Source organism: Streptomyces pinistramenti, assembly GCF_020564935.1.
GTDB lineage: Bacteria > Actinomycetota > Actinomycetes > Streptomycetales > Streptomycetaceae > Streptomyces > Streptomyces pinistramenti.
The window spans coordinates 1-14,626 of the sequence record NZ_JAJCXB010000066.1 but is presented as its reverse complement, the minus strand read 5'-3'; the positions used below and the strand labels follow the sequence as shown (position 1 = coordinate 14,626).

Genomic DNA, 14,626 nt, shown 5'->3' with positions numbered 1-14,626 from the left:
GAGGCACCCGGCACCGGGCGGCCGCCGCTCCACCGGCGGCCGCCCCGCCACCCCGTCAGCCGGACCGAAGGAGTTCCTGTGGCCAAGGACGCACCGAACGAAGCCGCCGCCGTGCGGCGCACGGGCCCGATCCGCTACGCCACCGCCGCCCGCTTCCGGCCGCCGCACCGCACCCCCGCCGGGTCGGACGAAGCGGCGAGCGGCGAGATCTGCCCGCAGCCGCCCTCCCGGCTGGACGCGGTGATGGGCGCCCCCTACGACGTGCACCCGCAGGGCGAGGACTGCCTCAGCCTCCGGATCACCGCACCCGCCGCACCGGCCCCGCCCCGCCCGGTCCTGGTCTTCTTCCACGGCGGCGGCTTCTCCAGCGGCTCGGGGCTCCTCGACTGGTACGAGGGCTCCCGGCTGAGCGCGGAGTGCGGCCTGGTCGTGGTCAGCGCCGGCTACCGGCTCGGCCCGCTCGGCTTCCTGCGGCACCAGGACGTCAGCGAAGGCAACCTCGGCCTGCTCGACCAACTGGAGGCGCTGCGCTGGGTGCAGGAGAACATCGCCCGGCACGGCGGCGACCCGGACAACGTCACCGTCTCGGGCCAGTCCGCCGGCGCCATCTCGCTGGCCCTGCTGCTCCGCCACCCCGAGACGCCCCGGCTGCTGCGGCGGGCGATCCTGCAGAGCCCGGTACTCGAACTGGCCACCACCCTGCCCCAACAGGCCGCGGAACAGGGCACGTTCTTCGCCGACGCGCTCGCCGTCGATCCGCTCACCGCCACCTTCGACGAACTGCTCGGGGCGCGGTCGGCCACCGCCGAGCACATCGCCGAGCGGACCGGCAGCCGCGTGACGCCGCCGTTCGGGCCGGTGCTCGGCGTGCAGCCGGTGCCCGCCGAGCCGCCCGCCGCCGGGCTCGACGGCATCGACCTGCTGGTCGGCTGGACCCGGGAGGAGCTGACCGCCTTCGGCCTGCCCCCGGAAGCGGCCCGCGCCGCCGAAGCGGAGGCGTTCACCCGCCCGGTCGCCGAGTTCGCCCGCTGGGCCTGCGCGGCCGGTGCCCGGCTGCACACCTACCGCCTGGACTGGGCCCCCGACGGCTCCGCCTACGGCGCCACCCACTGCCTCGAACTCCCTTTGCTGCTGGGCGACGAGGCCGCCTGGCGGGGCTCGCCGATGCTCGGCACCGTCCCGTGGAGCGAGGTCGACGCCTTCGGCCGGGCACTGCGCGCCACCTGGGCCGCCTTCGCCCGCACCGGGCAGGTCGATCCCGCACCGACCGCCGGATATCCGGTGCGGTGGGGCGAGGGCCCGGACCCACTCACCCAGCAGGCGCTCCGCGGCCCCGTGGACTGACCGGGCCGCGGACGACAGCCACCGGTGCCGGTCCCCGTGGACCGGCACCGGATCCGGCCGGGCCGCCCCCGCCCCCGTGGGGCGGCCAGGCCACCGGGTGGCCCCGGTCTCTGACCAGGACCAGGGCCACCCGCACGCGTGCGGCGGCGGGCGCCCGGATGGCGGTGTCCGGATAGCGGGGGTGCCCGGATCGGGTGATCTTCGGTGGAGTGCCGCCTTCCGCCGTGGGAGGGGCCGACGCATCCGAGGGGCCGTCCGCCGTGGGTCCTTCCCCCTGCGGGCGAACCACCTGGAGGCCCCATGCCGCGCCTACCGATACGGCTGGCCATCGGCGCCACCGCGCTGGCCGCGACCGCCGTGGCCACGGCAGCCGGGGCCCCCGGGAAACCGGCCACGGCCGCCGCGCCGCTGGTCATAGCGCACCGGGGAGCGGCACACCGCGCGCCCGAGAACACCCTCGCCGCGGTGGACGCGGCGCACCGGCTCGGCCGCGTCTGGGTCGAGAACGACGTGCAGCGCACCAAGGACGGGCAGCTGATCGTGATGCACGACGCGACGCTGCGGCGGACGACGGACGCGGCGACGCTCTTCCCCGGCCGTGCGCCCTGGCGGGTGGGCGATTTCACGGCGGCCGACATTGCCCGCCTGGACGCCGGAAGCTGGTTCGGGAAGCGGTTCGCGGGGGAGCGGGTGCCGACCCTCACCGGCTATCTGCGGCGGCTGGAGCGCAACGGCCAGGCGCTGCTGCTTGAGCTGAAAACCCCCGCGCGCTACCCGGGCATCGAGGCGCAGACCGTCGCCCTGCTCCGCAAGGAGGGCTGGCTGGACCGCGCGCACACCGGCCGCAGGCTGGTCGTCCAGAGCTTCTGCGTGCCGTGCGTGCGGACCGTCCACGCGCTGGTGCCGCAGGTGCGTACCGGCGTCCTGGGAGCGCCGCGGGTGCGTGACCTCGCGCGCTACGCCCGGTTCGCCGACGAGATCAACCCCCCGATGGCGCAGGCCCGTCCGGCCTGGGTCGCCGCCGTGCACCGGCTGCGCGGACCGCACGGCAGACCTCTGGAGATCTACGCCTGGGGCTCGGGGGCGGACGCCGGGGCGCCGGCCGCCGCGGCGCGCGGCATAGAGGGTGTCGTCGCGTAACCTTCCCGGAGCCGTCACTTCTGGGCAAGGGCCGTATCCGGCAGGGATTTACGGGATTCCCGCGCCACGGCTAAGGTGCCTGGGATGTTCGATGCCGCCATGCTCCCCGCAAAAGAACTAAGACGCAGGATTTGGCTTATGGGTTCCGTTTTGGCACCCCGTGAGATCCGGCGTCCCACTCCTCCTCTGGGTTCGTTCCGGGAGGGCCCTTGACGAACGATGCACAGGCGCACGGCGACCGGCGGGTTCCCCTTCCCCCGCAGCAGGTCTCGGACGAGACGCTGAACCTGGCGTGGCCGGAGGGGCGGCAGGGCCGGCAGAACACGGGCACGGGCGGCACGGCCACGGCGACGGTCACCACCAGGGCCCCCACCGCCACCTCCGGGAGTGGCGCACCGAAGGCCGGCGCGGGGCAGCCGAAGGCCAAGCAGCGCGACGCGTTCTTCGACAACGCGAAATACTTCGCCATCGTGCTGGTGGCGATGGGCCATTGCTGGGAACCGCTGCGGGACGGCAGCCGCTCGGCCGCCGCGCTCTACATCACCGTCTACGCCTTCCACATGCCGGCGTTCATCATCATCTCGGGCTATTTCTCGCGCAGTTTCGACATGCGCAAGGACCGCCTCCAGCGGCTGATCACCGGCGTCGCCGTCCCGTACATCCTCTTCGAGACGGCGTACACGCTCTTCAAGCGGTGGGCGGACGACGACCCCGGCTATCCGATCAGCCTCCTGGACCCCTGGTACCTGACGTGGTTCCTGATCGCCCTGTTCATCTGGCGGCTGACCACACCGCTGTGGAAGATCGTGCGCTGGCCGGTCCCGCTGGCGCTGACCATCGCCGTGCTGGCCTCCGTCTCACCGGAGATCGGCGACGACCTGGACCTCCAACGGGTCCTGCAATTCCTGCCGTTCTTCGTGATCGGCCTGTGCCTGCGGCCCGAGCACTTCAAGCTCGTCAGGCGCCGGCAGGCCCGGATCGCGGCTGTGCCGATCATGGCCGCCGCCCTGCTCTTCGCGTACTGGGCCGCGCCGCGGATGAACTCCGCGTGGTTCTACCACCGCGACAGTGCCCAGGAACTCGGCGCCCCGTGGTGGAGCGGCGTCGTGATGACGCTCGCCCTGTTCGGCTGCTCGCTGGTGCTCGTGGCGTGCTTCTTCGCCTGGGTGCCGGGCCGCACGATGTGGTGCACCGCACTCGGCGCGGGCACCCTCTACGGCTACCTGCTGCACGGCTTCCTCGCCAAGGGCTCCCGCTTCTGGCACTGGTACGACACCCCGTGGGTGCACACACCGTGGGGCGCCGTCCTGCTGACGCTCATCGCGGGCACCGTCATCACGCTGCTCTGCACCCCACCGGTGCAACGGGCCTTCCGCTGGGCGATGGAGCCCAAGATGGCCTGGGCCTTCAAGAAGGACCCGGTGGGAGTGGCGCGCGGCAGGAACTGAGCCCGTAACCGCCCGGCCGCGTCATCTCCCGGAGGCGGCGGCGGGCCGCGTGACGGCACGGTGCACCGTGACGATTCGGGTGCTGATCGCTGACGACCAGGAGACGGTGCGCCGGGGCCCGCGGCGGATCCTGGAGGTCCAGCAGGACAGTCGAGGTGGTCGGCGAGGCGGCCGACGGCCTGGCCGCGCTGGAAACGGCCCGCGCCCTGCGCCGCGATGTCGCACAGTCGACATCCTCCGGGCGGCCCCAGGGTGGGGCATACTTCGAGTGCCGATATATGCTTCCGCCCATGAGGAAACGGCAGCCGATCCTGACCGAACCGCAGTACTTCATCCTCGCCGCCCTCCTGGACGGGCCGCTGCACGGCTACGGCGTCATCAAAGCCACCGAACAGGCCACCGACGGACGGCTCAAACTCGCCGTCGGCACCCTGTACGGAGCGCTGGAGCGGATGGAGAAGTCCGGCCTGGTGACCGCCGACCACGAAGAAGTGGTGGACGGGCGGCAGCGCCGCTACTACCGGCTCACCCAGGACGGCACCGACACGCTGGAGCAGGAGGCGCTACGCATGCAACAGGCCGCGGCCATCGTCACCGGACGCCGCAGGGGCCTCGGGGCGGCCCCGGCATGAACCGTCTGCTGCTCGCCGCCTACCCCAAGACCTACCGCGACCAGCACGGGGACGAGCTGCTCGGCTGCCTCGCCGAGGCACACCCCGGCCGCAGCTGGCCGCCGCCCCGCGAGACCGTCGCCCTGCTGCGCGGCGGGGTGCAGGCGCACGCCCGTGGCGCAGCCGAGGACACGACCAGGCCGTGGTGGCTGGACGGCATCCACCTGGCAGCCCTCGTCCTCGCCGCACTGGCCCTGATGCCGTACCTCCAGGACGTGTGGGACTGGGCACTGCGCATCGAGCCCGGCAACGCCGTCGGCTTCCATCACGCCGGCTGGTACCCGTGGGCGCAGGGTCCCGGCACCCCCACGCGGATGCTGCCCTACGGACTGCTTCCGCTGATCGCCCTGGTGGCGCTGCTGCGCGGCAAGCCGTGGGTCGCCCTGCCGGCCTCGGCGCTGATGATCTACGCCGGTGCCACGCTCGGCAGTTCGACGCTCTTCGGCGACGAGGGTGTCGTAGGCGTCGGCTACTACGGCCTCGCCGCCCCGATCAGGGCCGGCGACCTCGCCCTGTCGGTGACGCTGTGCGCCGCCTGCGCGGTGCTGGCCCTCCGCCGCCCGCAGCGGCTGCGCCGCCGCTCCTACGGCTGGCTGGTCCCCGTCGTCCTCGCCATGTTCGTGGCCGGTGCGCTGCGCATCGCCTCCTACGATCCGTGGTTCCAGCGCGCCCAGCTCCTGGTCGAAGTCCTCGCGCTGCTCGCCGCCTGGTGGGCGACGACCACCACGGGCGACTTCCGGTGGACGATCCCCGTCGCCACGTTCGTGCTGCTGCGCGCGCACGCGCTCCTCACCTCGGCGATGCCCCTGGACATCCGGCATATATCGGAAGCCGCCCTCGTCCTCGTCCTGTTCGCCGCACTCCCGGTCCTGGTCGCCGCCGCACAGACCCGGCGCAGCAGCCCGCGGATCGGATAGCGGCAGCCCCCGGCCCGTGGCCGGGGGCACATCGCGCGCCACCCCGTGGCCCGTGTCGCCGCACGCCCACCGGGGCACGCTGCCGATCCACCCCCCGCCACACCGGCGCCCCGCCGACAGAGCGCCGACGGAACGAGAAGGCCATGAACCACCACGACCACACGGACGTACGGGAATCCCGGCCGGACCCCGCGACCGCCGCGCCCGCCGCCCTCGCCGGGACGGCAGGGCCCCTCGGCCACCTGACGCGCCTGCGCCCGGCCGCACTGTTCCTCCTCGCCTTCGTGGCCGTCTACCTGCTCGCGGTGTGCACACCATTCGGGCAGCGGGCGGAGAACTCCCTGGTGGTCGGCTACGCCGACGACGCCCGGATCTTCCGGTGGGCCCAGTCGCTGGGCCCACCGCCGCTGACGGCGGAGCACGCCACCCTCATCGTGGGCATCGTGCTGATCGCGGTGGTCGCCGTGGTGCGCAGGCGCCGGCTCGCGGGTGTCGCCGCCGTCGCGGTCGCGGTGGCCACGCTCGGAGCGGCCGAGGTCCTGAACAAGATGGTCCTGCCCCGCCCCGACCTGTCACACGCCCCCCAGAACCTCGTCGAGGCGAGCTTCCCCAGCGGCCACGTCGCCATCGCCGCAGGACTGGTCGCCGGCGCCCTGCTCATCGCGTCCCCGCGCACCCGCCCCTACGTCGCCGCCGCCGGCGCACTCTGGCTCGCGGTCACCGCCGCCGCCGTCCAGGCCCTCTACTGGCACCGGCCCAGCGACGCGCTCGGCGCCACGCTGCTGGCCTGCGCCGCCTACGCCCTGGCCACCCGCCTGCTGCCGTCCGTCGCCCCGGAAGTGCCCTCCCGCCCGCGCGCCCTGCCGGCCCTGTTCCTCGCCGTGGCCGGCGCCGTACCGGCAGGCTCACGGACCGACGCGTTCGCCCGCCCGCTGGTCTTCGCCGCGTTCGCGTGCATCTGCGCGGCCCTGCTCTGGCTCACCGCCATGGGCCGTCCCGCACTGCCGCGCCGCTCCTGACGACGCAACGGCGCCTGGATCCCGTCGGATTCAGGCGCCGCCGTCCTGGCGGGCTGCTCGACGACGCCGTCCCCGACGATCCGCCCGGACGCGTCCGGAGCGGCCTGCCGACGAGGTCCGGAGCAGCCTGCCGACGAGAAAGACCAGCATCCCCGGGGCGGCCGGGACCGCACGGCTGAAACCGGCCGGAGGAGACAGCCGCGGCGGGTGACCCGCTCCAGCGAGGTGTCCCTCACGGCCGGTGCGTGCCCTCCGCCGCCAACTCGTAGCGCACACCCAGGGATTGCAGCGCGTCCTGCTCCTCCTGCGGCAGCAGCTCGTCGGAGATGACGAGATCGAAGTCGGCCAGCGGCGCCAGCTCGTAGAGGGCCTGGCGGCCGAACTTCGAGTGGTCGACGAGCAGCACCCGGCGCCGGGCCGCGGCCATCAACGCCCGCTTGACCAGGACGTTTTCCTGCGCCTGGTGATAGCAGTGGCCGTTGTCGACGGCGGAGGTGGACAGAAAGGCGACATCCGCGCGGAAGCTGCGGGCGATATCCGCGGTGGACATCCCGAGGAAGGCGTTGAACGCCGCGTGGTACTCGCCGCCCAGCGCGATCACCCGGATATCGGGCTCCTCCGCCAACTCGTTGATCACCTGGAGGGAGTTGGTGATGACGGTGTAGGCGCCGCGCGAGGCGAGCGTACGGGCCAGCGGCAGCGCCGTACTGGAGTCGTCGATGATCACCGCCTGGCCCGGCTCGGCTATCGCCAGCGCCGCCGCGCAGATGGCTTCCTTCGCCGCCACCTGCTCATTTCCCCGCCAGCGCGCGTTGGACTCGAAGAGGGCGTTCGGCGCGGCCGTCGCCCCGCCCCGCACCTTTCGCAGCCATCCCTGGTGCTCCAGTGTGTCCAGGTCGCGGTGGACCGTCATCTGGCTGACACCCAGCTCCTGGACCAGCTCCTCGATCGTCACCTGGCCCTCGGCCAGCACCCGGTCCGCGATGCGCTTCCGGCGGTTCCTGGGGCTCAGCTTCGCCGCCGGGACGCCCGTGGCCGGCGCGTGCCCGTCCGCGACCCCGGTCGCGACCGAGGTCTGATTCCCTTCGCTGTCGGTCAACGCGTGGTCCCTTTCCGGATCGGATGTCGGCCCGCCCACAGCACGGCCGGCCCCCTACTCCGGGAGTTTAGGCGCTGCCCGCCACCACCCCCAGGTCATGGCACTGGCATCCCCGACGGCCCGCGTGCGCACTCCCCGCACCGCACCCGCCCGCCACGCCACCCGTGCCGCCGGCCACCGCCCTTCCCTTCCTCCCCTCACTTCGCATCCGCATAGCAGTCCACCACCGCCGTCGTGAACGGAAACCGCACCGGCGTCTCCCCGAACGCGATCCGCCCCGCCGCGTCCGCAGCCGACGCGATGGCCGCCGCCACCGTCCCCGCCTCCTCCTCCGGGCAGTGCACGATCACCTCGTCGTGCTGGAAGAAGACCAGCTCGGCCCGGAGCCCGGCCTCGGACAGCGTCCGCCGCAGCCCCGCCAGCACCAGCAGAGCCCAGTCGGCGGCGCTGCCCTGGACGACGAAGTTACGGGTGAACCGGCCGCGGGCACGGGCCGCCGCACTGCTGCCGTACCCCGCGGCCACCGTCTCCTCCTGCGGCAGGCCCGCCTCGTCGGGCGGCGCCACGGACGCGGGCGGCGATGTACGCCCCAGCCACGTCCGCACCAGCCTGCCCTCCTCGCCCGCCCGCGCCGCGTCGTCGACGTACGCCACCGCGGCCGGATAACGGCGGCGCAGGTCGGCCAGGTGCTTGAGCGCGTCACCGGACGTCTGCCCGTAAATGGCGCCGAGCAGCGCGAGCTTGGCCTGCGCCCGGTCGCCCCGGAAGGCACGGGCGGCCAGGTCGGCATACAGATCACGGCCGCTGCCCGCCACCTCCATCAGGCCGCGGTCCCGCGAGACGGCGGCCAGCACCCGCGGCTCCATCTGGTCGGCGTCGGCGACCACAAGACGCCACCCGGGATCGGCCCGCACGGCCTGCCGAATGATCTTCGGGATCTGGAGGGCCCCGCCGCCATTGGCCGTCCAGCGCCCGGACACCGTCCCGCCGGGCAGGTAGGCGGGCCGGAACCTGCCGTCGTGCACCCACTGCTGCAACCAGGACCAGCCGTGCGCGGTGTGCAGCCGGTAGAGCGCCTTGTACTCCAGGAGCGGCGCCACCGCCGGGTGGTCGAGCCCCTGCAACTCCCACTTGCGGGTCGAGGAAAGCGCAATCCCGGCGCCCGCGAAGGCCCTGATGATGTCGTTCGGCAGATCGGGGCGCACCCGGGCCCCCGGACCGAACGCCCGCGACACCTCCTCCGCCAGCTCCGCCATCCGCCGCGGCTCCAGGCCGCCCGGATACCGCTCGCCCAGCAGCCCGTCCAGCAGCGAACGGTGCACGTCGGCCCGCCAGGGCACCCCGGCCCGCGCCATCTCCACCGCGACCAGCATCCCCGCCGACTCGGACGCCAGCAGCAGCCGCAACCGCTCCGGCTCCCCGGCCCGCCCCGTACGCGCCACCTGGCCCGCGTACACCTCCAGCAGCGCGGTCAACTCGTCCGTGCCCTCCGGCAGTGGCACAGGACCCGGCTCGAACAGCGAGGGCTGGGTCTCGGCCGCCCGCACCGGAGCGTCCTCCGGCACCGGCAGGCCGCGCAGCCGCGCCCACGCGGCGGCCAGCGAATGCGGCTGGCCCGACTGCCCCTCCTCGTAGCCGATCAGCAGCGCCTCGGCGGCCTCGACGTCGTAACAGCGCTCGACCCGCACACCCGCGGCCAGCAGCCGTCGGTAGAGGTCCGCGGTGGAACGCCAGACCCACCGCTCGACCCCGGGACGGGCCCGGACCGCATCGGCGAGCGACGGCTCCCGCACCACAGGCCCGGCGGGCCGGCCGTCCTGGGCAAGCGGGCAGAGACGCGCACCCCCGTCGCCCGTCTCCGCCACCGCCCATCTCATGCCCCCGAGTCTTCCACCAGGGTCTGACAAAACCCCTGACCAGCACTTTCACCCACCGACGAGCCACCCCAGGACGCCCGGAGGCCACCACCCCGTCACCCCCCACACCCCCTGGGCGTCTCACTCCATACGCACCCGCAGCGGCCGCTCCCGCCCCGTGCAACGCGCCAGATGCGCGGCCTCCGCCTCCAGACCGGCCCGCGGAACCACGCCGTGCTCCCCGAAGAGCGTCACCACCACCTCCTCCTCCGTGAACTCCCACACCCCGGCCACCCGGCCCGCGTGCACCACCACAGGCGAGATCCAGCCCCCGGCCCGGCTCACCGCCTTGCGCCGCGCCGCCGCGATCAGCCGGGTGTCGCCCGTACCGGGCCCGAGGACGTACTGATCGAAACCGGCGAGCAACCGCACCACATCCGACGGCCGCGTCCCCGCCAGCGCCTCGGCATCCTCACTGCGCACATACGCGCCGCCCGCCCCGTCGACCTCGACCTCCGTCAGCCGGTCGCCGAGCGCCGCGAACCAGCCACGGAGCACGGGTTTACGCGCCGCCCCGCGCAACAGCCAGGCGTCGAAGGCCGCCGGCGTCGCGGGACCGTGCGCCCCGAGATACGCGGGAATCACCGACGCCGCGGCCTCCTCCGGATCCGGCACCCCCTGCCATCCCGGCACCCACGTACGCGGCGCGGTGAACGTCACCCGTTGCCCCTGTGGTGGCCCCTGGCACAACCGCCCCGTCCAGGCCAGCGGTTTGAGGAGCACGCCCCACCCGGAGGACAGCTGCTCACCAAGACCGCCCAGCCCCGGCCGCGCCAGCACCGCCGCCGTCAGCTCCTGGCGGGTCAGCACCCGGCCGTCGAGAATCTCGTCCACCGCATCGCCGAGCGCCGCCCGTTGCGCCGGACTCACCCCGAACGCCCGTTGCCAGGACGGCTTTTCCCACGTACGCGCGGCCCCCAGCAGCGCCAGATAGGCCCCCGCCTCCCGCGCGGGCAGCAGATGCAGCGTGCCGCGCATCGCCCAGGTGCGGATCAGCGAACGGTCCGCGAGCGCGCGCTGCACGGCGCCGTCCGACGGGGTCTTCCGCCGCGTGGCCAGGGACAGTTCGGCCGCGGCCGCCACCTGCGCCTGGACACCGGCCAGCTGCCCGACCAGCCTCGCCAAGGGTGCGGTCGTCCGCGGCAGAAGGCTCTGCTGCCGGAGCCGCCAGGCACACACCTGGGCATGGGTCACCTTCATGACATCCATTGCACACGAGCCCACTGACAATCGACCGCGAGCGACGGGACCTCGGCGTCCCGCGCCCCGAACCGCCGAGGCTCGGGCCGATATCCCCGTCGCCACTCATGGCACACCAGACTCTCGGTTCACTCGAATGAGCCGCTACCTGGCCCGCCCTGACGCGTTGGGCAGCTTGTCGCTCCAAGCGGCTGCACGACGCTCCATGCCGCCGTGCAGGTCCTGAACGCTGCTCAGTGAAGAGGTTTGCCGTGAAGTTTGTCTCCAAGGCCGTCGTTCTGTCCGCCGCCGCGGGCATCGCCGTCATGGGCGGGGCCGGCATCGCCTCCGCCGACGCGGGCGCTGCGGGTGGCGCCAAGGGTTCCCCCGGCGTCATCTCCGGCAACGTCATCCAGGTGCCGGTCCACGTGCCGGTCAACCTCTGCGGCAACTCGATCGACATCATCGGGCTGCTCAACCCGGCCTTCGGCAACACCTGCGTCAACAGCTGACCACCGCCCAGCGGCGGCGGCCGCCTGCCCCGGGTGGGTCGCACGGCTTTCGGCCGGTACGGAGTCTCCGATCTCCGTGCCGGCCTTTTGCGTGCCGGGCCGGATCGCGGTCCGCGATGCCGTGCCGCCTGGACGCGGTGATATGTGTCTACGGATTCGAGGCATTCGGGTGAATGGGCGAAACCGCACCCTCAGAAGCGAGTTGACCAGGGCGCTCCGGATTCGGACACTCCGCTTCGAGAAGGGTAAATCGTGATCAAGAAGGTCCTGGCCACGACGGCCGTAGCCGCCTCCATCGTCGGCATCTCGGCGACGGTCGCCCCCCAGGCGATGGCAGTCGGCAACGACAACGGCACCTCCACGGTCAACGGCAACGGTGCCAAGACCGCCTACGGCAACTCCACCACCAAGGGCCAGATGAGCCCGCAGCTGGAGCTGATCCAGGGCACGCTGAACAACCCCTGCATCGGCCTGCCGCTCAAGGCGAACGTCGGCTCGCTGATCGGTCTCGTGCCGATCACGGTGCAGGACGTCAACGTCCTGGCCAACCCGCAGAACCAGCAGTGCACCGAGAACTCGACGCAGGCCAAGGGCGACGAGCCGCTGTCGCACATCCTCGACGACATCCCGGTGCTCTCCGGCAACGGCGTCGCCAACCACTGATCCTGCCGTCGGCCGCCGGTCCGGACCCCCGGTCCTCTCCTCCCGGTGGTCCGGGCCGTGCGGTGCCCGCTGCGAACCGCGTGCCGGAGCGTCCGATCCGCCTCCGACAAGAATTCGTATGCGGCAAACCCTCGTTCGTACGTCCTGCGGTGGCTTTGACGGCGAGGCCGCGCACTGTGTGTGCCGACTATCGGCCGAAACGACTTTCTGAATCGATCGGACGATTTTTCCGAAAACTTCTCCGCAGGAGTTTCGTCGGCGAGGTCACATCGTTACCAATATCGGCAGCGGAGTTACGGGCGAGCAGGTTCGCGCCCGTGCGGCACGAAGGACGTGTCCGCCACGGACCCGTTGCAGGAAGGGCTGAAAGTGAAGTACGCAAAGGTCGCAGCAGTTGCCGCCGGCACGCTCATGGCGGTGGGTGCTGCCACCCCGGCATTCGCCAACTCGGGTGCCGTGGGAAGTGCGAACGACTCCCCCGGTGTCATCTCCGGAAACACCATCCAGGTGCCGATCCACGTGCCGATCAACCTCTGCGGCAACACGATCGACATCATCGGTCTGCTCAACCCGGCGTTCGGCAACACCTGCGTCAACGGCTGATTCGAAGCGATTCGAACCGCGTTGTCCCGGCCGGCCTCGATGCACCTTTTCCGTGCACCGAGGCCGGCCGGTTTGCGAACCGCTTACGGGCGCTCGGTGGCCTCGGCGCACCTTTCGGGTGGCGTTCCCAAGAACCGGGAACTTCAGAGTTTCTCCGGGAGGCGGTTCTCGTTAGCCAGGGGGAAAGCGGTGATCCGAGCAGCGAAGTGATTGCTCACGCGGCTCTGGTGTCGCGCTCTCCCGAGCACCGCCCGAGAAGGGACAGTCCAAAGTGAAGTACGCGAAGTCAGCCGCTGTTGTCGCCGGTTCCGTGATGGCCCTCGGTGCGGCCGCTCCCGCCTTCGCTGCCGGGCCGGCCGCACCCCCGACCATGAGCCTCAACGGCGGCCTCACGGACGCGCTGAACAGCGAGCAGCTGGACGGTCACCAGATCCGGCCGCTGGTCGACACGGTCAGGGGCGCGGGCGAACACGCGGAGTCCGGAGCGAAGAACCTCCTGGGTGGCGCCACGGGGGCCACCCGGGACGGCAAGCTGCTCGGCGGTCTGCCGCTCGGGCGGTAATTCCCTGCGCGGCGCGAGCGGCCGGCGTGCGGGAATTCCGGTAACGGATATCCGAGACGGCCGCCGCATCGCCTCTTCCCTATCTCGGGCGGACCTCCTGATCAATGAGAACGGTCAGGGCGCAAGCTCATTTGAGTGAATCTGCACAACCCCGCTCCAATAATCCGAGTTGGGCACGGTGCCCGTCCCAAGGGCAACCCGAAACACGAAGGACAACGCAATGATCAAGAAGGCTCTGGCGACCGCAGCCGCGGCTGCGTCCATCGTCGGCATTGCCGCTGCTGCCGCCCCCCAGGCGATGGCGGTCGGCAATGACCACGGCACGACCTCCGTCAACGGCAACGGTGCCATGCAGGCGTACGGCAACTCCTCGACCTACGGCTACATGAGCCCGCAGATCGGTCTCATCCAGGGCTCGCTCAACAAGCCCTGCATCGGGCTGCCCGCCAAGGCGAACATCGGCTCGCTCATCGGTCTCGTGCCGATCACGGTCCAGGACCTCAACGTTCTGTCGAACCCGCAGAACCAGCAGTGCACCGAGAACTCGACCCAGGCCAAGGGCGACGAGCCGCTGTCGCACATTCTGGACCGCATTCCGGTGCTCTCGGGGAATGGCACCGCGAACCACTGACCGGTGTGACGGAACCCGGGCCGCCCAGACCTCCTTCTTCTGGGCGGCCCGGGTTTTTCGCTGCCCGGACAATGACAATGCGGGGTTCTATCGGATTCCTTTTCCTTGCATTGTTATGCGGTCGTGACTGGAGGTGGTCGGTGTCATTCGTTGGGCACGGTGTGTGGAGGGCGTATGCCCATGCGTCCGCGGGATCGATGGGGTTAGCGGAAGCGTGGGCATGCCGGCCGGAGCACAAGGGGTCTGCGCGGCCGGATGCGGCGGCGCAGACCCCTCGTGTGTGTGTGACGGAGCCCGTATGGCGCCCGAGCGCGTACGTACGGGTGCGGGGCGTGTGAGCGAAGGGTGATGGCTCTTCGGTGGGGGGATCTCCATCTGTTCGGGTGACCGGCCGGAACTCGGGGCTCTCTGACGGGTTGTTGAACCAGGGCTTCCGTGCCGGAAGCTCCGTGTATCGAAGGGTTTGTGCGATGAAGAAGATCATGGCGGGTGCCGCCCTCGCGGCGTCGCTGGTGGGCGTCTCGGCTGCGGCCGCCCCGCAGGCGCTCGCGGTCGGCAACGACTCGGGCACCACGACGGTCAACGGCAACGGTGCCAAGACCGCGTACGGCAACTCCACCACGCACGGCAAGCTGAGCACCCAGCTCGGCCTCGTCCAGGGGACGCTGAACGACCTCTGCCTGGGCGTGCCGGCGAAGGTCGACGTCGGTTCGCTGGTCGGTCTCGTGCCGATCACGGTGCAGGACGTCAACGTCCTGGCCAACCCGCAGAACCAGCAGTGCACCAAGAACTCGACGCAGGCCAAGGGCGACGAGCCGCTGTCGCACCTCATCGAAGGCATCCCGGTGCTCTCCGGGAACGGTGTCGGCAACCACTGACGGCCCGCGCGTGCCCGAGCGGCCGGCTCCGTGTCCACAGACAC

General features: G+C 71.9%; 15 protein-coding genes. 12 read left to right on the top strand and 3 right to left on the bottom strand.

Annotation, left to right across the window (positions count from 1 at the left end; all coding sequences use genetic code 11):
* Window positions 1-78 precede the first annotated feature (78 nt).
* From LIU39_RS30225 to LIU39_RS30200, 6 genes are all read left to right on the top strand, one after another.
* Window positions 79-1,344: a carboxylesterase family protein gene (locus LIU39_RS30225; protein WP_227050123.1), complete on the top strand. Its 1,266-nt coding sequence runs from the start codon at window positions 79-81 to the stop codon at window positions 1,342-1,344.
* A 300-nt stretch (window positions 1,345-1,644) separates the two neighbouring features.
* Window positions 1,645-2,484: a glycerophosphodiester phosphodiesterase gene (locus tag LIU39_RS30220; protein ID WP_227050122.1), complete on the top strand. Its 840-nt coding sequence runs from the start codon at window positions 1,645-1,647 to the stop codon at window positions 2,482-2,484.
* Window positions 2,485-2,693: 209 nt separating this feature from the next.
* Window positions 2,694-3,932 (top strand): acyltransferase family protein, encoded by a 1,239-nt coding sequence (locus LIU39_RS30215; protein ID WP_227050121.1) that lies wholly within the window; start codon window positions 2,694-2,696, stop codon window positions 3,930-3,932.
* 290 nt (window positions 3,933-4,222) lie between these two features.
* Window positions 4,223-4,564 carry a PadR family transcriptional regulator gene (locus tag LIU39_RS30210; protein ID WP_227050120.1) on the top strand — a complete coding sequence of 114 codons (342 nt, stop codon included), beginning with the start codon at window positions 4,223-4,225 and terminating at the stop codon, window positions 4,562-4,564.
* Window positions 4,561-5,520: a hypothetical protein gene (locus tag LIU39_RS30205; protein WP_227050119.1), complete on the top strand. Its 960-nt coding sequence runs from the start codon at window positions 4,561-4,563 to the stop codon at window positions 5,518-5,520. Before LIU39_RS30210 ends, LIU39_RS30205 begins: the two co-directional genes overlap by 4 nt.
* Window positions 5,521-5,663: 143 nt before the next feature.
* Window positions 5,664-6,539, top strand: a complete 876-nt coding sequence (locus LIU39_RS30200; protein ID WP_227050118.1) for a phosphatase PAP2 family protein — start codon at window positions 5,664-5,666, stop codon at window positions 6,537-6,539.
* A gap of 232 nt (window positions 6,540-6,771) precedes the next feature.
* On the opposite strand, the gene LIU39_RS30195 is transcribed toward LIU39_RS30200, so the two are convergent.
* The 3 genes from LIU39_RS30195 to LIU39_RS30185 form a co-directional block, all read right to left on the bottom strand.
* Window positions 6,772-7,638, bottom strand: a complete 867-nt coding sequence (locus LIU39_RS30195) for a DeoR/GlpR family DNA-binding transcription regulator (RefSeq protein ID WP_308409433.1) — start codon at window positions 7,636-7,638, stop codon at window positions 6,772-6,774.
* A gap of 197 nt (window positions 7,639-7,835) precedes the next feature.
* Window positions 7,836-9,515, bottom strand: coding sequence for a bifunctional 3'-5' exonuclease/DNA polymerase (locus LIU39_RS30190; RefSeq protein WP_227050117.1), 1,680 nt, complete (start codon window positions 9,513-9,515; stop codon window positions 7,836-7,838).
* 120 nt (window positions 9,516-9,635) lie between these two features.
* Window positions 9,636-10,754 (bottom strand): winged helix DNA-binding domain-containing protein, encoded by a 1,119-nt coding sequence (locus tag LIU39_RS30185; protein ID WP_227050116.1) that lies wholly within the window; start codon window positions 10,752-10,754, stop codon window positions 9,636-9,638.
* A gap of 305 nt (window positions 10,755-11,059) precedes the next feature.
* Here LIU39_RS30185 and LIU39_RS30180 point away from each other — a divergent pair, with 305 nt between their 5' ends.
* From LIU39_RS30180 to LIU39_RS30155, 6 genes are all read left to right on the top strand, one after another.
* Window positions 11,060-11,245 carry a chaplin gene (locus tag LIU39_RS30180; protein WP_264483430.1) on the top strand — a complete coding sequence of 62 codons (186 nt, stop codon included), beginning with the start codon at window positions 11,060-11,062 and terminating at the stop codon, window positions 11,243-11,245.
* A gap of 252 nt (window positions 11,246-11,497) precedes the next feature.
* Window positions 11,498-11,908: a rodlin gene (locus tag LIU39_RS30175; protein WP_227050114.1), complete on the top strand. Its 411-nt coding sequence runs from the start codon at window positions 11,498-11,500 to the stop codon at window positions 11,906-11,908.
* Window positions 11,909-12,277: 369 nt separating this feature from the next.
* Window positions 12,278-12,511 (top strand): chaplin, encoded by a 234-nt coding sequence (locus LIU39_RS30170; RefSeq protein WP_227050143.1) that lies wholly within the window; start codon window positions 12,278-12,280, stop codon window positions 12,509-12,511.
* Between the two features lie 271 nt (window positions 12,512-12,782).
* On the top strand, window positions 12,783-13,073 hold the full coding sequence (locus LIU39_RS30165; protein ID WP_227050113.1) for a hypothetical protein: 291 nt from the start codon (window positions 12,783-12,785) through the stop codon (window positions 13,071-13,073).
* A 220-nt stretch (window positions 13,074-13,293) separates the two neighbouring features.
* Window positions 13,294-13,704 carry a rodlin gene (locus LIU39_RS30160; protein ID WP_227050112.1) on the top strand — a complete coding sequence of 137 codons (411 nt, stop codon included), beginning with the start codon at window positions 13,294-13,296 and terminating at the stop codon, window positions 13,702-13,704.
* A gap of 470 nt (window positions 13,705-14,174) precedes the next feature.
* Window positions 14,175-14,582 carry a rodlin gene (locus tag LIU39_RS30155; protein ID WP_227050111.1) on the top strand — a complete coding sequence of 136 codons (408 nt, stop codon included), beginning with the start codon at window positions 14,175-14,177 and terminating at the stop codon, window positions 14,580-14,582.
* Window positions 14,583-14,626: the final 44 nt, after the last annotated feature.

Excerpts from the sequence above, each read along its gene's own strand:
- LIU39_RS30220 (WP_227050122.1), top strand. The coding sequence starts at position 1,645 with ATGCCGCGCCTACCGATACGGCTGGCCATCGGCGCCACCGCGCTGGCC.
- LIU39_RS30210 (WP_227050120.1), top strand. The coding sequence starts at position 4,223 with ATGAGGAAACGGCAGCCGATCCTGACCGAACCGCAGTACTTCATCCTC.
- LIU39_RS30205 (WP_227050119.1), top strand. The coding sequence starts at position 4,561 with ATGAACCGTCTGCTGCTCGCCGCCTACCCCAAGACCTACCGCGACCAG.
- LIU39_RS30200 (WP_227050118.1), top strand. The coding sequence starts at position 5,664 with ATGAACCACCACGACCACACGGACGTACGGGAATCCCGGCCGGACCCC.
- LIU39_RS30190 (WP_227050117.1), bottom strand. The coding sequence starts at position 9,515 with ATGAGATGGGCGGTGGCGGAGACGGGCGACGGGGGTGCGCGTCTCTGC.
- LIU39_RS30185 (WP_227050116.1), bottom strand. The coding sequence starts at position 10,754 with ATGAAGGTGACCCATGCCCAGGTGTGTGCCTGGCGGCTCCGGCAGCAG.
- LIU39_RS30180 (WP_264483430.1), top strand. The coding sequence starts at position 11,060 with ATGGGCGGGGCCGGCATCGCCTCCGCCGACGCGGGCGCTGCGGGTGGC.
- LIU39_RS30160 (WP_227050112.1), top strand. The coding sequence starts at position 13,294 with ATGATCAAGAAGGCTCTGGCGACCGCAGCCGCGGCTGCGTCCATCGTC.
- LIU39_RS30155 (WP_227050111.1), top strand. The coding sequence starts at position 14,175 with ATGAAGAAGATCATGGCGGGTGCCGCCCTCGCGGCGTCGCTGGTGGGC.